Here is a 20,696-nt window from a genome sequence, read left to right on the forward strand (position 1 = left end):
CTTACTGGATCTCGATGCCCGCATCCTTGACGATCTTGGCCCACTTGACCATGTCGCCTTGCATGAGCTGGGTCAAACCTTCAGGCGTGGACAGACCGACCTGGACGCCCGCGTCGAACAGGGCTTTCTGGGTGTCGGGCTGGGCCATGAGCTTGGCGATCTCGCTGTTGAGGCGCTGCACGATCTCCTTGGGCATGCCGGCCGGCCCGAGCAGCGCGAGCCAGTTGCTGGCGTCATAACCCGCCACGCCGGCTTCCTGCAGGGTCGGCACGTCCGGCATTTGCGGGGCCCGGGTGGCCGTGGTCACGGCCAGGGCCTTGAGCTTGCCAGTGGCCAGATGGGGCAGTGCATTGGTGATGCCGGCAAAGCTGCTGTCCACCACACCGGCGATCAGGTCGGTCATGGCGCCATTGCTGCCGCGGTAGGGGACGTGCTTGAGTTGCGCGCCGGTCATGGAGACGAACAGGCCGCCCATGAGGTGCTGCGTGCTGCCGTTGCCCGAGGAAGCGTAGTGCAGGACATCGGGCTTGGCCTTGGCCAGTGCGATGAAGTCCTTCACATTGGTGGCGGCCACCTTGTTGGGGTTGACCACGAGCACGTAGGCCGAGTCCACCAGCTTGCTGATGGGGGTGAAGCTCTTGATCGGGTCGTAGGGAATCGACTTGTAGATCGAGGGGCTGATCGTGTGGGTCGAGGAGATCATGACCAGGGTGTAGCCGTCAGGGGCGGCCTTGGCGACCATGTCGGCGCCGATGGTGGAGCCGGCGCCGGGTTTGTTCTCGATGACAAAGGAGCCGCCCATGGCAGCGCCCAGTTTCTGGCCCACGATACGCGCAACCACGTCGGTGAAACCGCCGGCACCGAAGGGCACGATGATCTTCACGGGGCGGTTGGGATAGTTTTGTGCGGCAGCGCCGAAGGCCGACAGGCCCAGAACGGAAGCCAGGAACAGACGACGGAAATTGGTTTTGAGAGTCATCGTATTACCCCTTGTAGGATGGTTCGGGCATGGCAAAGAAGCCGTGCAGGATGGCGTAGACCATTAGATAATTTTTCTGCTGGAAGCTGGCATGGGAGATACCCTGCATGATGCTGAACTGCTTGCTGGTGGTGGGCAGCAGCTGGTAGAACTTCAGCAGGTCGTCCAGGCTGGCGATGCCGTCGAACTCGCCGCGCATGATCAGCGTCGGTGCTTGGATATTGCGCGGCTCGACCACCGGCAGGCGCGAGCACATGTCCACATAGGTGCCGGTGGGCATGGAACTGTCCAGCGTCAGGATGGCATCGGCAAAGGCTTCCTTGGTGGCTTCGTCGGCACAGCCCGGATGGTCGCGGTTGAAGATGCTGTGCACGAAGGCGCGGTCAATGGGGCGGCTGTTCCTGGCCAGGAATTCAGGCAGCTTCTTCTTGCGTTCGGCCAGGGTCGGGCTGCCCTCGCCGGTCCAGACGAAGGCATCCAGCGCCAGGCGCGCGACACGTTCCGGGTGGCGCTCGGAAAACAGTGCGGCCTTGAGCGCGCCCGAGGAGATGCCGTAGACCATCAGCTTGCCGGCACCGGTCTTGTTCAGGATGTACTCGCTGCCGGCGGCCAGATCGTCGGCACCGTTGCTGATGTCGAAATTGATGGGCCGGTGCTTGTCGGAGCGGCCGTAGCCTTCGTTGTCCATGCACCAGGTGTCGAAACCGCGCTCGGCGAACCAGTCCATCACCGAGGAATGCGGCCGGCCCGGGACGGTGAGGTCGAAGGTCGGCTGCGAGGCCATGGACGAGCCATGGACGAAAAGTATCGTGCCGGCGTGGGGCACCTTGGGGTTGGCCGGTTTCTGCCAGAGAAAGAGCTTGATGTCGCCCTTATGGGTCCAGTGCTCGATGCCACCGGTCCACTGCACGTTTGCCATGGTCTTGTTTCCTCGGGTTGATCTGTGATCTGCGATTCAGACGGGGCGGCGCAGGAAGGTCTCGAGCGCGAAATGGAACTTGTAGCGCTGCACACCCATCATGGGGTTGTGGGCAATGCCCGAGAGCACCACGAATTCCTTGTCCTTGGTGGGCAGGCGCGCGAAGAAGTCCAGCAGGTCGGGCTCGGCCGCGATGCCGTCGTATTCGCCGCGGATCACCAGGGTCGGGCAGGGGATGGCCTCGGGGGCCGCCACCGGCAGGTTGGCGCACATGTCCACATAGGTGCCGGTCGGCACTTCGCTGACCAGCGGCAGTTCCGCGGCGGCAATCGCCTTGGGCACGATGTCCTCGCTGCTGCCGGGCTTGTCGCGGTTGAACATGCCCTCATAAAAGGCCAGGTCCACCTTGCGGCGCGGGCTGGCCGAGTATTCGGGCAGCTTCTTGCGGCGCTGTTCCAGCGTGGGCGAGCCGGCGCCGGTATAGACCAGGGCCGAGAGGCCCAGCCGCTCGACCGTCTCCGGGTGGGCGGCCGTGTACAGGCAGGAGCGCAGCGCGCCGGAGGAGGAGCCGAACAGGTTGAGCTTCTGCGCGCCGGTCTTTTGCAGGATGAAGGGGATGGCGGTGGCCAGGTCCAGCGCGCCGGTCTTGATGTCGCTGTTGCCGCGGCCCGACCAGCCCGAGCGGCCGTAGCCTTCGTGGTCCATGGTCCAGACGTCGTAGCCGCGCTCGGCAAAGTAGTCCATCACCGAGTAGTCCTTGCCGCCGGGCACCTGCAGGTCGTAGGTGTTGCGGCCCGAGACGGTGGAGCCGTGCACCAGCATCAGCACGGGCAGCGGCGCTTCGCCGGCCACGGGCGCCTGGGCGCGCTTGCGGTACACATAGAGTTGCACGCCCTCGCGGGTCACAAAATATTCTTCGCTCCAGATCACGATGACTTCTTTCAAGGGAATGGGGAAAACAGCAGGGCCAGAAGGCAGCTGGACGAATATACTTTTAAGCCATCGGTTATGAAACGGGCTTTTGTGAATTCATTGTTTACGGGCGTGGTGCAGAGGGTTCCGCCATGCGCGACCTGAACGCCCTGGCCACCTTCGTGGCCGTCGTCGATGCCGGCAGCTACACCGTCGCCGCCGATCGCTGCGGCATCTCCAAGGCGCTGGCCAGCCGCCATATCCAGGAACTCGAGGAATCGCTGGGGTGAAGCTGCTCAATCGCAGCACCCGCAAGCTGGGCCTGACCCAGGCCGGTGAGCGTTTCTACGAGCGCTGCGCACGCATCGTCGCCGATGCCGGTGATGCCGTGCGTGATGTCGAGGAGCTTTCGCGCGGTTCGCATGGCCTGATCCGCATCAGTACTGCCATCACCTTCGGTCGTCTGCATCTGCTGCCGGCCGTGAGTGATTTCCTGGCGCTGAACCCCTCGATCCAGATCGATGTGACGCTCTCCGAGCGCTTTGCCGACCTGATCTCCGGCAATGCCGACCTGGTGGTGCGGCTGGCGGAGGAGCCGCGCCTGAGCAATCTGGTGGCGCGCCGGCTGGCGCCGTGCCGCTGGATCGTGGTGGCCTCGCCAGCCTACCTGGCCGCCCATGCCACGCCTCGCACGCCGCGCGACCTGCTGGCCTGCAACTGCCTGGTCTATGACAGGCCCAAGGGCAATGAATGGCGCTTTCGCGGGCGCGATGGCGAGCTGTCCCTGAACGTGTCGGGCAATCTGCGCGCGAACGTGGCCGAAGGCCTGGTGGACGCCGCCGTGGCGGGCGTGGGCATTGCCATGCTGCCGTCCTTCGCGGCCAGTGAACACATCGTGGCCGGACGCCTGGTCCAGCTCTTTCCTGAATACGCGCTGCAGGAGAGCACGCTGTACGCCGTGTTTCTGCCGGATCGTCGCCTGCCGGAGCGCATCCGCAATTTCGTGCAGTTCCTGGCGGAGCGTTTTGCCGGTGAGCCTGCCTGGGACCAGCCGCTGCCCAAGAACCCCTTGGCCAGGGAGGGCCGCAACGCCCGTTCCGCGGCCTGAGCGCGGCGTGGCTCAGCGGTTTGCGTTGCGGGCCCGGATGGCCAGGGCCGCTTCTTTCACCAGCGTCGGCCCCTGGTAGATCAGGCCGGTGTAGATCTGCACCAGGTCGGCGCCGGCCTCGATCTTGCTCACGGCATCGGCTGCACTCAGGATGCCACCCACACCGATGATGGGATAGTCCCGTCCGAGCGCGGTACGCAGCTGGCGGATCACGCGGTTGCTGGCCTCCAGCACTGGGGCGCCCGAGAGGCCGCCGGCCTCCTGCGCATGCGGCAGGCCCGACACGGCTTCGCGGCTGAGCGTGGTGTTGGTGGCGATCACGCCGTCCATCCCGTGCCGCTGCAAGGTGGTCGCAATCACCTTGACCTGTTCCTCGTCCAGATCGGGCGCGATCTTCACGAAGACGGGGACACGTTTGCCGTGCTGCTGGGCCAGTTGCTCGCGTCGGGTCGCGATCGCCCCGAGCAGGGCGTCCAGCGCCTCGTCGCTTTGCAGCGCGCGCAGGTTCTTGGTGTTCGGGCTGGAGATGTTGATGGTGACGTAATCGGCGTGCGGGTAGACGCCGGCCAGGCCGATCAGATAGTCATCCGTGGCACGCTCGATGGGCGTGGTCGCATTCTTGCCGATGTTCAGGCCGAGCAGCAGGGGCGTGCCACTCCTGCGGCGGAAGGTGGCGCGCTGCACATTGGCCAGGAAGGCGTCCAGCCCGTCGTTGTTGAAGCCCAAACGGTTGATCAGGGCGTTCGCCGCCGGCAGGCGGAACATGCGGGGTTGGGGGTTGCCCGGCTGGGCCAGCGGCGTGACGGTACCGACTTCGACGAAACCGAAGCCCATGGCGCCCAGGCCGTCGATGCAGCGGGCGTTCTTGTCCAGGCCGGCGGCCATGCCCACGCGGTTGGGGAAGCGCAGGCCGGCCACGGTGACGGGGTCCTCCACGCGCGGGCTGCTGTAGGTGCAGGCCAGCGGCGTGTTCTGCGTGCGCGCCAGCATGGCGATGGTCACGTCGTGGGCGGTTTCCGGGTCAAGGCGGAACAGCATGGCGCGGGAGAGGGCGTAGGGGATCAGGGACATCGCATAATTCCAGTCTTTCCGTAATTCTCCCAGATCAACCCCCACCTTATGGATAGCGACATGCTGACCCAAGACGAACTCAAGACCCTGGTCGGCCAGGCCGCCCTGCATTACGTGGTTCCCGGCGAAATCGTCGGGGTTGGCACCGGCTCCACGGTCAACAAGTTCATCGATGCGCTGGCCTCGATGAAGGGCCAGATCCAGGGGGCGGTGTCGAGTTCGGTGGCCAGCACCGAGCGCCTGCTGGCGCTGGGCATCCCGGTGTTCGATGCCAACGAAGTAGGCGAGATCTCGGTCTACATCGACGGCGCCGACGAGATCGACGGCCTGGGCCACATGATCAAGGGCGGCGGTGCGGCCCTCACGCGCGAGAAGATCGTCGCCGCGCAGTCGCGCCGTTTTGTCTGCATCGCCGACGAGTCCAAATTGGTCGCGGTGCTGGGCAGGTTCCCGCTGCCGGTGGAGGTGATACCCATGGCCACGCAGCGCCTGATCCGCCAGTTCGCCGCCCTGGGTGGCACGGCCAGGGTGCGAATGAAGGGTTCAGAGCCGCTGGTGACCGACAACGGCCAGCACATCCTGGATGTGACGGGCCTGCAGATCCGCGATCCGCTGGCTTTCGAATCCGAGGTCAACCAGTGGCCGGGCGTGCTGACGGTCGGGGTGTTCGCGCACCAGCGGGCCCAGGTCTGTCTGCTGGGCACGGCAAGCGGCGTGAAGACGCTGACGTATTGAGCAACATCTCCCAATGACAAGGGGCCCCGCGGGGCCCCTTGTGATTCAGAACACGATACCGGTCGGATTACTGGGTGCCGGGGGTGGTGGGCTTGCAGGTGCTTCCTGCACAGGCACGGGCGCTGGCTGTGCACTTGGAGCCGGGGCTTCGGGCAAGCTTGTCAGCGGGCTAGGTGCTGGATTCCGATAGCCGGCCGGCAAGCGGGAGCTGGCGGGGTAACCGGCCGCGTCCAGGTATTGGTTCCATTCAGCGTTCAGGAAACCCTTGAGTCTCTGGCCACCGATGGTGAGTATCGGAACAGTTGAGCCGCCACTGAGCTGTTGCAGAGCGTCCACATCCATCGGGGTCTTGACAGTGCGCTCGGTGTATGGAATCCCCCGGCTGTTCAGGAGATTGCGTCCGGCAATGCACGGAGCACAGTCATCACCCGTGTAGAGGGTCACCGGATAACGGCTGATCAATTGACGCAGTTCGAAAGGCAGTTCACCGGCGGCGTCGTTCTGCGCAGAACGGCCACCCGGCCCCAGGGCCGTGGCCTTTTCGTTGCTGGCCGGCGGTTTGTCGGAGAAGGTGATCCGGCCGTCCGGGCCGACGATGCGGTAGATGCCCTGGGCCGGGGCCAGCAGGGGGATGACTGCCAGCAAGGCAGCAGCAGCCAGCAGGGCTGCGTGGCGGGGACGGTGTGTGGTCTTCATGCGCCTCATTATTCCCTATGTCCAGTTTCCCTATCAACGGGCCATGCCCTGGTGCCGCAGCAGGGCGTCCAGGCTGGGCTCCCGTCCGCGGAAGGCCTTGAAGGACTCGATGGCCGGCCGGCTGCCGCCGGCCTCCAGGATGGCCTGGCGGTATTTTCGCCCGGTTTGCACGCTGGGCAAGCCGTCCTGTCCGGCTGTTTCCTCGAAGGCGGCGTAGGCGTCGGCGCTCAGCACCTCGGCCCATTTGTAGCTGTAGTAGCCGGCCGCATAACCGCCGGCGAAGATGTGGCTGAAGGTGTGTGCCGTCCGGCTCCAGGCCGGGGGCTGCAGCACGGCCACCTCGGCGCGCACCATGTCCAGCAGCGGCATGAAGTCCTGGGCCGGATCGTGTTCGGTGTGCAGCAGCATGTCGAAGAGGGCGAACTCGATCTGGCGCAGGGTCTGCAAGCCGCTCTGGAAATTCTTGGCGGCGATCATCTTCTCGAAAAGGTCGCGCGGCAAGGGCTCGCTGGTCTCGACATGGGCCGTCATGTGCTTGAGCACGTCCCATTCCCAGCAGAAATTCTCCATGAACTGGCTGGGCAGTTCCACCGCGTCCCATTCCACCCCGCTGATGCCCGAGACATCACGCTCGTTCACCTGCGTGAGCAGGTGGTGCAGGCCGTGGCCGAATTCGTGGAAGAGGGTGATGACGTCGTCGTGCGTCAGCAGCGGGGGCTTGTCGCCCACACCGTCGGCGAAGTTGCAGACCAGGTGGGCTACGGGCATTTGCAGGCGGCCATCGTCCGGGCGCAGCCAGCGGGAACGCACGTCGTCCATCCAGGCGCCGCCGCGTTTGCCCGGGCGGGCCGGCTGGTCCAGGTAGAACTGGCCGACCAGATGACCGTCCCGCTCGATGCGGTAGAACGCCACGGCCGGGTGCCAGACCGGGGCCGTGTCACGGCGGATGCTGACCTCGAACAGGGTCTCGATGATCTTGAACAGGCCGGCCAGCACGCGCGGCGCCGTGAAGTACTGCTTGACCTCTTGCTCGCTGAAGGCATAACGCGCTTCTTTCAGGCGCTCGGAGATGTAGGGCCAGTCCCAGGGCTGAGGGTCGGCCAGGCCCAGTTCGTTGCGGGCAAAGGCGCGCAGATCGGCCACGTCCTGCTCGGCGTAGGGGCGGGCCTTGACCGCCAGGTCGCGCAGGAAGCGGATCACCTCCCAGGGCGACTCGGCCATCTTGGGCACCACCGACACTTCACCGAAGTTCAGGTAGCCCAGCAGCCGGGCTTCTTCCTGGCGCAGGGCCAGGATCTCGCGGATCATGGCGCTGTTGTCGAACCTGGCGCCATCGCCTTCGGCCTGTTCGGAGGCACGTGTGGTGTAGGCCCGGTAGAGCTTGTGCCGCAGTTCGCTGCTTTTCGCGAATTGCATCACCGGCAGATAGCAGGGCATCTTGAGCGTGAGCTTGTGGCCGTTCTTGCCTTCGGCCTCTGCCGCAGCGCGCGCCGCCTGCTGCACGTCGGCCGGCACGCCGTCGAGTTCCTGGGTCGTCGCGTAGTAGGACCAGGCATCCGTGGCATCCAGCGTGTTTTCGCTGAACTTCTGGCTCAGTTCGGCCTGGCGTTCCTGGATCTCGGCAAAACGCTGCTTGGCCGCGCCACGCAGATCAGCCCCGCCCAGCACGAAATTGCGCAGGGCATTGCGATGCGCCTGGCGCTGCTCTTCGTTGAGTGTCGAGGCGTCGATGGCCTTGTACTTGGCGTACAGGCGCTCGTCGGCGCCCAGACGGGTCCAGAACTCGGTGACACGCGGCAGGGCCTCGTTGTAGGCGGCGCGCAACTCGGGCGTGTCGGCCACGCTGTTGAGGTGGCTGATGGCACCCCAGGCCCGGCCGAGTTTTTCAGTCGCCACGTCCAGTTCGCGCGCAATGGCCGACCAGTCGGCCGGGAAGTCCGTTGCGGTGACATGTTCCAGGGCGGCGTCGGCTGCACTCAGCAAGGCATCCATGGCCGGGGCGACGTGCTCCGGGCGGATGCGGTCGAACAGGGGAAGGGCGGAGGTGTCGAGGAGGGGGTTGCTCATGTCTCTCATTGTGCAGTCTGCGGCTTCCGATTCAAGTCATGTCCCCATAGCTTTTGCTGATGATGCCGATTCAACCCGTCGCCGCCCGTTCGGCGGCTTCCAGGGTGTTGACCAGCAGCATGGTGATGGTCATGGGGCCCACGCCACCAGGTACCGGGGTGATCCAGCCGGCCACCTGTCTGACGCCTTCGAAGTCCACGTCGCCGCAGAGCTTGCCTTCCTCGTTGCGGTTCATGCCCACATCGATCACCACCGCGCCGGGTTTCACCATGTCGGCCGTCAGCACCTTGCGCTTGCCCACGGCGGCGACGATCACGTCGGCCTGCAGCGTCATGGCCTTGAGGTCCCGGGTAGCGCTGTGGCAGATCGTCACCGTGGCGTTCTGCTGGAGCAGCATCAGGGCCATGGGTTTGCCCACGATGTTGGAGCGGCCGATGACCACCGCGTGCTTGCCCTTGAGCTCGTAGCCGATGCTCTCCAGCATCTTCATGCAGCCATAAGGCGTGCAGGGCCAGAAACCGGGCTGGCCCACCATCAGCGCGCCGGCGCTGGCCACGTGGAAGCCGTCCACGTCCTTGGCCGGGGAAATGGATTCGATGACCTTGTGGGCGTCGATGTGGGCCGGCAGGGGCAGCTGCACCAGGATGCCGTGGATGGACGGGTCGCTGTTCAGGGCCTCGATGCGGGCCAGCAGCTGGGCTTCGGTCATCGAGGCCTCGTATTTCTCCAGCACGGAGTGCAGTCCGGCATCGGCGCAGGCCTTGACCTTGTTGCGCACATAGACCTGGGAGGCCGGGTTGTCACCGACCAGGACCACGGCCAGGCCTGGCGTGACGCCACGCGCCTTGAGGGCGGCGGCGCGCCGGGCGACGTCACCGCGCAGTTGTTGAGAGAGGGCGTTGCCGTCGATGAGGCGGCCGGTGGTCTGCGTCATGCTGTATTTCCGTCGGTCAAGTAAAAACGCCCGCTGGAACGAACGAGGCGGGCGTCGCAGGGGTGTGGGTTCGGTCAGGCTTTGGCGGCTTGTCCCAGGGCGATCTTCAGCAGGTCGGCCACGGTATTGGCGTTGAGCTTTTCCATGATGTTGGCGCGGTGCGCCTCCACCGTCTTGATGCTGATGCCCAGGTCGTCGGCGATCTGCTTGTTCAGGCGGCCGGCGACGATACGCTCAAGCACCTGGCTTTCGCGCAGCGTCAGCTTGGCCAGCAGGGCGTCCCGGCTGGCGGCCTGCTGGTGCACGCTGAAGGTCTCGCGGGCGCGCTCGAGCATGCGCTCGACCAGGCTGACCAGCTGGTCTTCTTTGAAGGGCTTCTGGATGAAATCCATGGCACCCTTTTTCATGGTGTCCACCGCCATGGGCACGTCGCCGTGGCCGGTGATGAAAACGACGGGCAGGGGCGAGTGGCTTTCGAGCAGGCGGTTCTGCAGCTCCAGCCCGGTCATGCCTTCCATGCGGATGTCGACGATCAGGCAGGCCACCTCGCGTGGGTCGTAGCGGTTGAGAAAGGACTCGGCCGAGTCGAAGCAGCGCACCCGGTAATCCTTGCCCTCGAGCAGCCATTGCAGTGAATCGCGTACGGCCTCGTCGTCGTCGACCACATACACCGTGCCTTTTTTCGGAATCAGACTCATGCTCTAACCTGAGGTTTTTCTGCTTGCAGTTGTGGAGGGGCTGACGCCGCTGTTGGTCCGTCCACCGGCAGCCAGAAGGTGAACCGGCAGCCTGCGACTTCGGAGCCATTGTAGAGGTTCTCCGCCTTCATCCGGCCCTGGTGCGACTCGACGATGGAGCGGCACAGGGACAGGCCGATGCCCATGCCTTCGGCCTTGGTGGTGTGGAAGGCCTCGTACAGGCGTGCCATGACCTCGGGCGCAATGCCCTGGCCGGTGTCGGTGACGGTGAATTCCACCACCGGCCGGCCCTCCACGGTCGCAGGCAGCACGTGCAGTTCCACCCGGCGATGCGGGGGCGGGCGCTGGGCATGGACGATGGATTCGGCAGCGTTTTTCAGCAGGTTGACCAGCACCTGCTCGATCAGGATGGGATCGACCAGCACCGGGGGCAGGTCGGCCATGAAGTAGCTCAGGCGCACGTTGTAGCGGCGCAGCTCGATCTCGGCCAGCTCGACCGCCTCGTTGACCATGACGGCGACTTCCGACAGCGTGCGGTTGGGCTCGCTGCGCTTCACGAAGGAACGGATGCGCTGGATGATCTGGCCGGCGCGCTGGGCCTGCTTGGCGGTCTTCTCCAGCGCGCCCAGCAGGTCCTCCTCGGAGATCTGCTGCGCCTTGATGCGCGAGACCATGCCGTTGCAGTAGTTGTTGATGGCGGTCAGCGGCTGGTTCAGCTCGTGCGCGACGCTGGAGGCCATCTCGCCCATGGTGATCAGCCGGCTGGCGGTCTGGGCGCGCTCGGCCTGGGCCGCGGACTGGGCCTCGGCCAGGCGGCGCGGCGTGATGTCGGTGGCGATCACCATCTGGGCCAGGCGGCCATCTACCCAGGTCAGGTAACGCGTGCGCACCTCCAGCCACTTGCCCAGTTCCTCCACATAGAGCTCGGCGTTCTCGGCGTCGGCGTCGGGCAGGGCGCTGGTGGGCATGCCGACCAGGTTGTCGACGTGGTCCTGGCTGTCCTCGCTGCTCACGCGCGCCGGCAGGCCGGCCTGGGTGGACAGGCGCACATGGCCGCTGCTCTGTTCATGGAACCAGAGCCGGTACAGCTTGTTCGCGAACAGCAGCTCATCCGTGCCCAGCGGTGCCACCGAGACCGAGGCGTCCAGCGCCTCCAGTACCGTGGTGAAACGTTCATAAGACGCATACAGCTGCTCGCGCACACGGTTGGGCTCGGTGATGTCGGTCATCGAGGTCATCCAGCCGGTCTGCAGGCCGCGCGCGTCGATCAGCGGGGAGACGTAGATGCGGGCATCGAACAGCGTGCTGTCCTTGCGCTTGACGCGGACCTGGAAGCCGCCCGGGGTCACGCGACCCGTCAGCTCGTCCTCCAGGCGCCCCATCAGCATGTCGCGGTCTTCTTCCGGCCAGTAGGGGAAGGGGGCGGTGCAGCCGACCAGTTCGCGTTCGCTCCAGCCCGTCATCTGGCAGAAGGCTGCGTTGACGTAGGTGATGCGGCCCTGCAGGTCGAGTGCGCGCATGCCCGTGGGCATGGAGTTCTCCATGGCGCGGCGGAAGTTGGTCTCCAGCACCAGGGCCTGCTGCGCCTGCATGCGCCGACGGGTGTGACGCCAGTTGGCGATCAGCATCCAGGCCGTCATCACGCTGAGCGTGCCCACCAGCCAGAACAGGCCGCTGCCGATCACGCCCAGCGAGGCGCGGTAGGCCTGGGCGTGCAGCACCAGCCCGTTGCCTACCGGCGAGACCGGTACCTCGTATTCATTGGCATGCGAGGCCCAGCCCAGCCATTGGCCGGCCCGGTTGCGCTTGGGCGCGCTGCTGCCTGCCAGCACATCGCCCCGCGAGTCACGCAGGGAGACGGCATAACGCGCCGACACCTCGGAGGGCACACCGTAGCGGTAGAGCGCGTCCAGCGAGTATTCGGCCAGCAGCACGCCGACAAAGCGGGTGCGGCTGTGCAGGGGCAGGTGCAGTTCCAGCAGGGCGCTGCCGTCGGGCGAAGCGGCGCGCTGCACATAAATCGGTTGGCGCAGCTCACGCGCCAGGGCGAAGGCATTCTCGGTTTCGCTGGGTTTCTCCACCGCGTCGGCGCTGTGTGCCGGACTGTTGACCAGACCGGCGGCCAGGGTGGCATGGCCCTGGCTGGCCCGCATGCGTTTGCGGTCGTCGATCCAGCTCAGGCCCTGCAGCTCCGGGTATTGCCCGACCAGGGCGTTGGCACGGGTGCGGAACTGCTCGGTGTCCAGCTCCTGGCCGGAGATCTCCTGGGCCAGACGCACCAGCTCTTCCTGGCGCTCCAGCAGCCGCAGGCGCATGCGCTGCTGGGCATATTCCACGTCGCGGCGCACGGCCTCCTGTTCCCGCTCCATTTCCTCCAGGCGCAGATAACCGAAGGCGGCGACGATGGCGGCAAAAAAGAGCAGTACGGCCACCAGCGGTGCCAACATGGCGTAGCGGTCCTGACGGTGCGGGGACTGCTGGCGCCACCACTGCCGCAGGCGCACCAGCGCAGGCAGTTCGCGCAGGGAAGGAAGCAGTTGGCTCAGGCGTGTTTGCATGTTTGGCTAGTGTATTCGGAGTGCGTTTTCGGGTCTTTTGTGAAATTCACAATATGAAATAGAAAAGCACAGCTTAAAATTTTCTGGAAATTATGAGAAACTCGCGAATCGTTCTAAATTGGCCATCAGCCTGAAACCGAGGAGCACGCATGTCAGCCCAACCCCAGAACCTGCCAGGACTCAATGCCGAGGATCTCGACAGCCAGGAGACCCAGGAATGGAAACACGCCCTGGAGGCCGTGATCGCGCAGGAGGGCCCCGAGCGTGCCCATTTCCTGCTGGAGCAATTGCTGGAGCATGCGCGCGAGCACAGCATCGACCTGCCCTTCTCGGCCACCACCGGCTACGTCAACTCCATCGAGCCGGCCCAGGAGGCGCACAGCCCAGGTAACCTGGACCTGGAAGGCCGCCTGCGCGCCTATATGCGCTGGAACGCCATGGCCATGGTGGTCAAGGCCAACCGCCTGGATCCGGCCGACGGTGGTGACCTCGGTGGTCACATCAGTTCCTTCCAGTCGCTGGCGCACATGTTCGCGGCCGGCTTCAACCATTTCTGGCACGGTGACAACACCGACGAGGGCGGCACCCACGGGGGCGATCTGCTTTACATCCAGGGCCATTCCTCGCCTGGCATCTATGCCCGGGCTTTCCTGGAAGGCCGCATCAGCGAAGAGCAGATGCTGAACTTCCGCCAGGAAGTCGACGGCAAGGGCCTGTCCAGCTACCCGCATCCCAAGCTGATGCCCGGCTTCTGGCAGTTCCCCACCGTGTCCATGGGCCTGGGGCCCATCATGTCGATCTACCAGGCGCGTTTCCTCAAGTACCTGCACGCCCGCGGCATTGCCGACACCAGCCAGCGCAAGGTCTGGGTCTTCTGCGGCGATGGCGAGATGGACGAACCCGAAAGCCTGGGCGCCATTGGCTTGGCCGCGCGCGAGAAGCTGGACAACCTGGTGTTTGTCGTCAACTGCAATCTGCAGCGCCTGGACGGCCCGGTGCGCGGCAACGGCAAGATCATCCAGGAGCTCGAAGGCGAGTTCCGCGGTGCCGGATGGAACGTCATCAAGCTGATCTGGGGCCGGGAATGGGATGGCCTGCTGGCCAAGGACAAGGAAGGCATCCTGCGCAAGGTCATGATGGACACGCTGGACGGTGACTACCAGGCCTTCAAGGCCAATGACGGTGCCTTCGTGCGCAAGAACTTCTTCGGCCGCGATCCGCGCACGCTGGAGATGGTGGCCAAGATGAGCGACGAGGAAGTCTGGGGCCTGCGCCGCGGCGGCCACGACGCGCAGAAGGTCTATGCAGCCTTCCACAAGGCCCACAACTCCCAGGGCGGCCCCACCGTACTGCTGGTCAAGACCGTCAAGGGCTGGGGCATGGGCAAGGCCGGCGAGGGCAAGAACACCGCGCACCAGACCAAGAAGCTCTCGGACGACGACATCCGCTACATGCGCGACCGTTTCAACATCCCGATCCCCGACAGCGAGCTGGCCAAGATCCCCTTCTACAAGCCGGCCGACGACACACCGGAGATGAAGTACCTGCACGAGCGCCGCAAGGCCCTGGGCGGTTACCTGCCCAAGCGCCGCACCGTGTCGAGCGAGAAATTCACCGTGCCTCCGCTGGAGACCTTCAAGTCGGTGCTGGAGCCCACGGCCGAGGGCCGCGAAATCTCCACCACCCAGGCCTATGTGCGTTTCCTCACGCAGCTGCTGCGTGACCAGGCCCTGGGCCCGCGTGTGGTGCCCATCCTGGTGGACGAGGCTCGCACCTTCGGCATGGAAGGGCTGTTCCGCCAGATCGGCATCTACAACCCCGAAGGTCAGAAGTACACCCCGGTCGACAAGGACCAGGTCATGTACTACAAGGAAGACAAGGCCGGCCAGATCCTGCAGGAAGGCATCAACGAGGCGGGCGGCATCAGCAGCTGGATCGCCGCGGCAACGTCGTATTCGACGAACAACCGCATCATGATCCCGTTCTACATCTATTACTCGATGTTCGGCCTGCAGCGCGTGGGCGACCTGGCCTGGGCGGCTGGCGACATGCAGGCACGCGGTTTCCTGCTGGGCGGCACCTCCGGGCGCACCACGCTCAACGGTGAAGGCCTGCAGCATGAGGACGGCCACAGCCAGGTCCTGGCCAGCACCATCCCGAACTGCGTGAGCTACGACCCGACCTTCGCGCACGAGGTGGGCATCATCCTGCACCATGGCCTCAAGCGCATGGTCGAGAAGCAGGACAACGTCTTCTTCTACCTGACCCTGCTCAACGAGAACTACGCCATGCCAGGCCTGAAGGCCGGCACGGAAGAGCAGATCATCAAGGGCATGTACCTGCTGCAGGAAGCCAAGGCGGCCAAGAAGGCCCCGCAGGTCAACCTGCTGGGTTCGGGCACCATCCTGCGCGAATCGATGTTCGCCAAGGAACTGCTGGAGAAGGACTGGGGCGTGAGCGCCAATGTCTGGAGCTGCCCGAGTTTCAACGAACTGGCGCGCGACGGCCAGGACGTCGAGCGCTGGAATCTGCTGCACCCGACAGCGAAGCAGCGCGTGGCCTTTGTCACGCAGCAGTTGGAGCCGTATGCCGGCCCGGTGATTGCCTCCACCGACTACGTGAAGACCTTCTCCGAGCAGATCCGTCCCTACATCCCCAAGGGCCGGACCTACAAGGTGCTGGGCACCGACGGTTTTGGTCGCAGCGACTTCCGCAGCAAGCTGCGCGAGCACTTCGAGGTCAACCGCCACTACATCGTAGTCGCCGCGCTCAAGGCCCTGGCCGAAGAGGGCACGGTGCCGATGGAGAAGGTGGCCGAGGCCATCGCCAAGTACAAGATCAAGGTGGACAAAGTGAATCCCCTCTACGCTTAAGCGCAGAGCGGGACTCACTTTGCAGCGCAGAACAAGGAAGACAGAACATGGCACTCATAGAAATCAAGGTCCCGGACATCGGTGACTTCGAATCGGTTGCGGTCATCGAACTGCTGGTCAAACCCGGCGACACGGTGAAGGCCGAGCAGTCCCTCATCACGGTCGAGTCTGACAAGGCCTCGATGGAGATCCCTTCCAGCCACGCTGGTGTGGTCAAGGAACTCAAGGTCAAGATGGGCGACAAGGTCGCCATGGGGTCCGTGGTGCTGATGCTGGATGCGGCCGAGGCTGGCGCCAGTGCGGCACCTGCGCCTGCACCTGCTGCAGCCCCGGCGCCCGTGCCAGCTCCTGTTGCCGCTGCACCCGTTGCGGCACCTGCAGCCGCCAAGCCGGCTGCTGCACCCGCTCCGGTGGCGTCTGTTGCCGTTCCCGCTCACGATCCCACGGCCCCCAGGGGCCAGCTGCCGCATGCCAGTCCGTCGGTGCGCAAGTTCGCGCGCGAACTCGGCGTGCCGCTGGAAGAGGTCAAGGGCAGCGGCCCCAAGGGCCGCATCGTGGACGAAGACATCAAGAACTTCACCAAGTCCGTCATGAGCGGCGCGGCGCGCACCCAGGCCATGGGCGCGGCTTCGTCCGGTGGTGGTGATGGCGCCGGCCTGGGCCTGCTGCCCTGGCCCAAGGTGGACTTTGCCAAGTTCGGCCCCATCGAGCGCAAGGATCTCTCGCGCATCAAGAAGATCAGCGGCGCCAACCTGCACCGCAACTGGGTGATGATCCCGCACGTCACCAGTTACGAAGATGCCGACATCACCGAGTTGGAAGCCCTGCGCGTGCAGCTCAACAAGGAAAACGAGAAGGCAGGCATCAAGTTCACCATGCTGGCCTTTGTCATCAAGGCGGCGGTGGCGGCACTCAAGAAATTCCCCGAGTTCAATGCCAGCCTCGACGGCGATCAACTGGTCCTGAAGAATTACTGGAACATCGGCTTTGCGGCCGATACGCCCAACGGCCTGGTCGTGCCCGTGCTCAAGAACGCCGACCAGAAGGGTCTGGTGGAGATTTCCGCCGAGATGGCCGAGCTGTCCAAGAAAGCGCGTGACGGCAAGCTGGGCGGCGCCGACATGCAGGGTGGCACCTTCTCGATCTCCTCGCTGGGCGGTATCGGCACCACCTACTTCACGCCGCTGATCAACGCGCCCGAAGTGGCCATCCTGGGCCTGTCCAAGAGTGCGATGAAGCCGGTCTGGGACGGCAAGGCCTTCCAGCCTCGCCTGCTCATGCCGCTCTCGCTGTCCTACGACCATCGTGTGATCGATGGCGCCGCTGGCGCACGTTTCAACGCCTACCTGGCCCAGGTCCTCGGCGACTTCCGCCGCGTGATGCTCTAAGGAGAACCGAATGGCATTGGTAGAAATCAAGGTCCCGGACATCGGCGACTTCGAATCGGTCGCAGTGATCGAGCTGCTGGTCAAGCCCGGCGACACCATCAAGGCCGAGCAGAGCCTGATCACTGTGGAGAGCGACAAGGCCTCCATGGAAATCCCGGCCAGCCAGGGTGGGGTGGTCAAGGAACTCAAGGTCAAGATCGGTGACAAAGTTAAAGAAGGTAGCGTCGTGCTGCTACTCGAGTCATCTGCAACTGCAGCACCGGCTCCCGCCGCGGCTACGCCTGCCGTTGCAGCTCCCGCCGCACCCAAGGTCGCGGCGCCAGCTCCGGCTGCTGCGAGCTTCGGCGGCAGCGCCGACCTCGACTGCGATGTGCTCGTGCTCGGCGGTGGCCCCGGCGGTTATTCGGCCGCCTTCCGCGCGGCCGACCTCGGCCTCAAGGTCGTGCTGGTCGAGCGTTATGCCGCGCTGGGCGGCGTCTGTCTGAACGTCGGCTGCATTCCGTCCAAGGCCCTGCTGCACGTAGCCGCCGTGATGGACGAGGTCAGCCACCTGGGTGACCTGGGGGTGGACTTCGGTAAGCCGGTGGTGAACATCGACAAGCTGCGCGGCCACAAGGAAAAGGTGATCGGCAAGCTGACCGGCGGCCTGGCCGCCATGGCCAAGATGCGCAAGGTCACGGTCGTGCGCGGTTACGGTGCTTTCGTCGGCCCCAAGCACGTGGAAGTGGAAGAGACCACGGGTAGCGCGCAAGACAAGACCGGCAAGAAGCAGGTCGTGGCTTTCAAGAAGGCCATCATCGCTGCGGGCAGCCAGGCCGTGCGCCTGCCCTTCATGCCCGACGATCCGCGTGTGGTGGACAGCACCGGTGCGCTGGCGCTCAAGGAAGTGCCCAAGCGCATGCTCATCCTGGGCGGCGGCATCATCGGCCTGGAAATGGGCACGGTCTACAGCACCCTGGGCGCACGCCTGGACGTGGTGGAAATGATGGACGGCCTGATGCAGGGCGCCGACCGTGACCTGGTCAAGGTCTGGCAGAAGATGAACGCCCCGCGTTTTGACAACATCATGCTCAAGACCAAGACCGTGGGCGCCAAGGCCACGCCCAAGGGCATCGAGGTGACGTTCGAAAGTGCCGAGCCGGGTGGGGCGGTCCCGCCACCGCAGACTTACGACCTGGTGCTGCAGGCCGTGGGCCGCACCCCCAACGGCAAGAAGATCGCCGCCGACAAGGCCGGTGTCAGCGTGACCGACCGCGGTTTCATCAACGTCGACATCCAGATGCGCACCAACGTGCCGCACATCTTCGCCATTGGCGACATCGTGGGCCAGCCCATGCTGGCGCACAAGGCGGTGCACGAGGCGCATGTGGCGGCCGAAGTGATCGCCGGTGAACTGCAGGGCAACAAGGAACTGGCTTCTGCCGCCTTCAACGCCCGCGTGATTCCCAGCGTGGCCTATACCGACCCGGAAGTGGCCTGGGTGGGCCTGACCGAAGACCAAGCCAAGGCCCAAGGGCTGAAGGTCAAGAAGGGCCTGTTCCCCTGGACGGCTTCGGGCCGCGCCATTGCCAATGGCCGTGACGAGGGGTTCACCAAGCTGCTGTTCGACGAAGAGACGCATCGCATCGTCGGCGGTGGCATCGTGGGCACGCATGCGGGCGACATGATTGGCGAGATCGCACTGGCCATTGAGATGGGCGCCGACGCCGTGGACATCGGCAAGACCATCCACCCGCATCCCACGCTGGGCGAAAGCATCGGCATGGCCGCGGAAGTGGCGCATGGCAGCTGCACGGACGTACCGCCGGCACGACGCTGAGTTTTCCTCCTGCACACCCAACGGGCGCCTTGATGGCGCCCTTTTTTTGCCTTTTTCCGGCGTTTTGAGCCACCACCGAAGGTTTTGAGGGGTGGTCTTGCCTTTATGTTACAAAAGATTACACTGGGTTACATCAGGTTACAAATAGAAAAGCGACAGGAGGGTGAACGGGCCCTTGTGGCACGAGAGGCCTGAAAACGAGTTGCTCTTGTGGGCTGACCGGAAGGGGGAAGATGAAAAACTTACGTTGCCTCATCGCAGGCGCCGGGATTTTGTCGGTGTGTGCTGCGCTGGCCCAGCCGACGCAAGTGCCTGCAACAGCCGACCCGGGCCGCCTGCGCGAACGCTTCGACGCACCGGCGACAGCGCCATCCGAAGCCAGCCTGCCCGAACCCAATGGCGCGGCCCAGGACGTGCTGCCGCAAGCCGTCCGCGCCTTGCGTGTCACGCTGCGTGCCATCAGGGTCGAGGGCAGTACTGTCTACAGCGACGCGCAATGGCAGGCGTATACCGGGCCCTACCTTGGTCGCGAAATCAGCGGCGCCGACATCTTTGCACTGGCGCAGGCACTGACGGTGCGCTATCGCAACGACGGTTATTTCCTTTCGCGGGTGATCGTGCCGCCGCAGTCGCTGGCCGAGGGCACGGTGACACTGCGGGCCATCGAAGGCCACGTCGCCCGCGTCGTGATCGAAGGCGACCCGCGCCTGCGTTCCCGGCTGGAGGAGATCGCCGGGAAGATCCAGGCTGCGCGGCCCCTGTCGGCACAGGTGCTGGAGCGCTACCTGCTGATCGCCAACGATTTCCCCGGCGTGCGGCTGCGCAGCGTGCTGTCGCCCTCGCAAACGGTGGGGGCGGCCGACCTCACGCTGATCGCCAGCGTGAAGGACGTCGAGGGTTTTGTTTCCTTCGACAACTACGGCACCCGCTACCTGGGCCCCGGCCAGGCCACGCTGGGCCTGACGGGCAACCAGCTGCTGGGTGTCAACGACCAGTGGCGTGTCATCGCTGCCGGTACCGGCAACACGGAGATGGCCTATGCCCAGATCTCCTACAGCCAGGTGCTCAATGCCGAGGGGCTGACACTGGCGCTGCTGGCGTCGCAGGCACGCACCCAACCGGGCGACAGCCTGCGTGCCTACGATATCCGGGGCTATTCCGATGCGGCCTCCTTGACCTTGAGCGCACCCTGGTTGCGCACCCGCAACCACAGCCTGCTGGCGCGTCTGAGTTACGACCATGCCGACATCCGCAGTGACATCCTGGGCGCGCGCGTGAGCGACGACCAGATCCGCGTCCTGCGCACCGGGCTGACCTGGCGCCGGCTCGATGTGCTGGAAGGGCAGAACAGTCTCGACGTCGATTTCAGCCGGGGCCTGGGCGGGACCAAGGCCAGCGATCTGCTCAAGAGCCGTGTCGGTGCGGATGGACAGTTCAACAAGCTGACCTTCGACTACGCGCGCTACCAGCCCCTGGGGGCCCGCTGGGGCCTGAGCTTCGGGCTGGCGGGGCAGTGGACCCAGGACACGCCGCTGCTGTCCTCCGAGCAGTTTGCCCTGGGCGGGCGGCGTTATGGGCGGGCTTACGAGGCGGCGGAACTGGTCGGTGACCGGGGGCTGGCCTTGCGGCTGGAGCCCCGTTATGCCGTGCCGGGCGGTGGCGGCCATGGGCTGCGTGCCTATCACCTCTACGGCTTCTACGACATCGGCGAGGTCAGCCGGGTTGGCCCACCGTCGGCCGGCACCACGTCCCGCCAGAGCCTGGCCTCGGCCGGTTTCGGAACCCGCCTTTTCCTGGCCGGTACGGCATCGGCGCAGCTCGAAGCCGCCTGGCCCCTGACCAAACCGGTGGCCAGCCAGCCTGAGGACGGCCGGGCCGTGCGCCTGCTGGCCTCGCTGCTGATCCAGTTCTAGGACACGTGCTTGCGAACCAACCCTTG

At 65.1% G+C, this 20,696-nt stretch carries 15 protein-coding genes and 1 pseudogene; 7 read left to right on the top strand and 9 right to left on the bottom strand.

Features of this window, described 5'->3' with window-relative positions:
- Position 1: 1 nt before the first annotated feature.
- Genes HTY51_RS06710 through HTY51_RS06720 form a run of 3 tightly spaced genes read right to left on the bottom strand, consistent with a single transcriptional unit; the run spans position 2 to position 2,843 of the window.
- Positions 2–979 (bottom strand): tripartite tricarboxylate transporter substrate binding protein, encoded by a 978-nt coding sequence (locus HTY51_RS06710; RefSeq protein WP_174252010.1) that lies wholly within the window; start codon positions 977–979, stop codon positions 2–4.
- Positions 980–983: 4 nt separating this feature from the next.
- The gene (locus tag HTY51_RS06715; RefSeq protein WP_174252011.1) at positions 984–1,898 is read right to left on the bottom strand and encodes an alpha/beta hydrolase; all 915 of its coding nucleotides are present in this window, start codon (positions 1,896–1,898) and stop codon (positions 984–986) included.
- 36 nt (positions 1,899–1,934) lie between these two features.
- Positions 1,935–2,843, bottom strand: a complete 909-nt coding sequence (locus HTY51_RS06720) for an alpha/beta hydrolase (RefSeq protein ID WP_174252012.1) — start codon at positions 2,841–2,843, stop codon at positions 1,935–1,937.
- A gap of 119 nt (positions 2,844–2,962) precedes the next feature.
- On the opposite strand from HTY51_RS06720, the gene HTY51_RS06725 reads away from it, so the two are divergent.
- Entirely contained in the window at positions 2,963–3,100 is a 138-nt protein-coding gene (locus HTY51_RS06725) for a LysR family transcriptional regulator (protein ID WP_174252013.1), read from the top strand.
- Positions 3,097–3,918: a substrate binding domain-containing protein gene (locus HTY51_RS06730; RefSeq protein WP_174252014.1), complete on the top strand. Its 822-nt coding sequence runs from the start codon at positions 3,097–3,099 to the stop codon at positions 3,916–3,918. Before HTY51_RS06725 ends, HTY51_RS06730 begins: the two co-directional genes overlap by 4 nt.
- Before the next feature lie 12 nt (positions 3,919–3,930).
- Here HTY51_RS06730 and HTY51_RS06735 read toward each other — a convergent pair whose 3' ends face one another.
- Entirely contained in the window at positions 3,931–4,989 is a 1,059-nt protein-coding gene (locus HTY51_RS06735) for a quinone-dependent dihydroorotate dehydrogenase (RefSeq protein WP_174252015.1), read from the bottom strand.
- A 60-nt stretch (positions 4,990–5,049) separates the two neighbouring features.
- Between HTY51_RS06735 and rpiA the strand changes: the two genes are divergently transcribed.
- Complete coding sequence (gene rpiA / locus HTY51_RS06740; protein ID WP_254607009.1) at positions 5,050–5,724, top strand: ribose-5-phosphate isomerase RpiA; 675 nt, start codon at positions 5,050–5,052, stop codon at positions 5,722–5,724.
- A gap of 45 nt (positions 5,725–5,769) precedes the next feature.
- On the opposite strand, the gene HTY51_RS06745 is transcribed toward rpiA, so the two are convergent.
- From HTY51_RS06745 to HTY51_RS06765, 5 genes are all read right to left on the bottom strand, one after another.
- Positions 5,770–6,420, bottom strand: coding sequence for a glutaredoxin domain-containing protein (locus HTY51_RS06745; protein WP_174252017.1), 651 nt, complete (start codon positions 6,418–6,420; stop codon positions 5,770–5,772).
- A gap of 33 nt (positions 6,421–6,453) precedes the next feature.
- Positions 6,454–8,487, bottom strand: coding sequence for a M3 family metallopeptidase (locus tag HTY51_RS06750; protein WP_174252018.1), 2,034 nt, complete (start codon positions 8,485–8,487; stop codon positions 6,454–6,456).
- A 70-nt stretch (positions 8,488–8,557) separates the two neighbouring features.
- On the bottom strand, positions 8,558–9,421 hold the full coding sequence (gene folD, locus HTY51_RS06755; protein ID WP_174252019.1) for a bifunctional methylenetetrahydrofolate dehydrogenase/methenyltetrahydrofolate cyclohydrolase FolD: 864 nt from the start codon (positions 9,419–9,421) through the stop codon (positions 8,558–8,560).
- Positions 9,422–9,495: 74 nt separating this feature from the next.
- On the bottom strand, positions 9,496–10,119 hold the full coding sequence (locus HTY51_RS06760) for a response regulator transcription factor (RefSeq protein ID WP_174252020.1): 624 nt from the start codon (positions 10,117–10,119) through the stop codon (positions 9,496–9,498).
- Positions 10,116–12,677 (bottom strand): PAS domain-containing sensor histidine kinase, encoded by a 2,562-nt coding sequence (locus tag HTY51_RS06765; protein ID WP_217448251.1) that lies wholly within the window; start codon positions 12,675–12,677, stop codon positions 10,116–10,118. Before HTY51_RS06765 ends, HTY51_RS06760 begins: the two co-directional genes overlap by 4 nt.
- Positions 12,678–12,826: 149 nt before the next feature.
- Here HTY51_RS06765 and aceE point away from each other — a divergent pair, with 149 nt between their 5' ends.
- The 4 genes and pseudogenes from aceE to HTY51_RS06785 all read left to right on the top strand — a co-directional run bounded on the left by aceE (position 12,827) and on the right by HTY51_RS06785 (position 20,670).
- Positions 12,827–15,550 carry a pyruvate dehydrogenase (acetyl-transferring), homodimeric type gene (aceE, locus tag HTY51_RS06770; protein WP_174252021.1) on the top strand — a complete coding sequence of 908 codons (2,724 nt, stop codon included), beginning with the start codon at positions 12,827–12,829 and terminating at the stop codon, positions 15,548–15,550.
- 23 nt (positions 15,551–15,573) lie between these two features.
- Positions 15,574–16,938, top strand: a pseudogene (aceF, locus tag HTY51_RS06775) (dihydrolipoyllysine-residue acetyltransferase); the annotation flags it as partial.
- Positions 16,939–16,948: 10 nt separating this feature from the next.
- Complete coding sequence (gene lpdA / locus HTY51_RS06780; protein ID WP_174252023.1) at positions 16,949–18,757, top strand: dihydrolipoyl dehydrogenase; 1,809 nt, start codon at positions 16,949–16,951, stop codon at positions 18,755–18,757.
- A 233-nt stretch (positions 18,758–18,990) separates the two neighbouring features.
- The gene (locus tag HTY51_RS06785; RefSeq protein WP_174252024.1) at positions 18,991–20,670 is read left to right on the top strand and encodes a ShlB/FhaC/HecB family hemolysin secretion/activation protein; all 1,680 of its coding nucleotides are present in this window, start codon (positions 18,991–18,993) and stop codon (positions 20,668–20,670) included.
- Positions 20,671–20,696: the final 26 nt, after the last annotated feature.

The sequence above is a fragment of the Rhodoferax sp. BAB1 genome, from assembly GCF_013334205.1.
Classification (GTDB): domain Bacteria; phylum Pseudomonadota; class Gammaproteobacteria; order Burkholderiales; family Burkholderiaceae_C; genus Hylemonella.

Excerpts from the sequence above, each read along its gene's own strand:
- HTY51_RS06765 (WP_217448251.1), bottom strand. The coding sequence starts at position 12,677 with ATGCAAACACGCCTGAGCCAACTGCTTCCTTCCCTGCGCGAACTGCCT.
- HTY51_RS06725 (WP_174252013.1), top strand. The coding sequence starts at position 2,963 with ATGCGCGACCTGAACGCCCTGGCCACCTTCGTGGCCGTCGTCGATGCC.
- HTY51_RS06745 (WP_174252017.1), bottom strand. The coding sequence starts at position 6,420 with ATGAAGACCACACACCGTCCCCGCCACGCAGCCCTGCTGGCTGCTGCT.
- HTY51_RS06785 (WP_174252024.1), top strand. The coding sequence starts at position 18,991 with ATGAAAAACTTACGTTGCCTCATCGCAGGCGCCGGGATTTTGTCGGTG.
- HTY51_RS06750 (WP_174252018.1), bottom strand. The coding sequence starts at position 8,487 with ATGAGCAACCCCCTCCTCGACACCTCCGCCCTTCCCCTGTTCGACCGC.
- rpiA (WP_254607009.1), top strand. The coding sequence starts at position 5,050 with ATGCTGACCCAAGACGAACTCAAGACCCTGGTCGGCCAGGCCGCCCTG.
- HTY51_RS06715 (WP_174252011.1), bottom strand. The coding sequence starts at position 1,898 with ATGGCAAACGTGCAGTGGACCGGTGGCATCGAGCACTGGACCCATAAG.
- HTY51_RS06760 (WP_174252020.1), bottom strand. The coding sequence starts at position 10,119 with ATGAGTCTGATTCCGAAAAAAGGCACGGTGTATGTGGTCGACGACGAC.
- lpdA (WP_174252023.1), top strand. The coding sequence starts at position 16,949 with ATGGCATTGGTAGAAATCAAGGTCCCGGACATCGGCGACTTCGAATCG.
- HTY51_RS06710 (WP_174252010.1), bottom strand. The coding sequence starts at position 979 with ATGACTCTCAAAACCAATTTCCGTCGTCTGTTCCTGGCTTCCGTTCTG.
- folD (WP_174252019.1), bottom strand. The coding sequence starts at position 9,421 with ATGACGCAGACCACCGGCCGCCTCATCGACGGCAACGCCCTCTCTCAA.
- aceE (WP_174252021.1), top strand. The coding sequence starts at position 12,827 with ATGTCAGCCCAACCCCAGAACCTGCCAGGACTCAATGCCGAGGATCTC.
- HTY51_RS06735 (WP_174252015.1), bottom strand. The coding sequence starts at position 4,989 with ATGTCCCTGATCCCCTACGCCCTCTCCCGCGCCATGCTGTTCCGCCTT.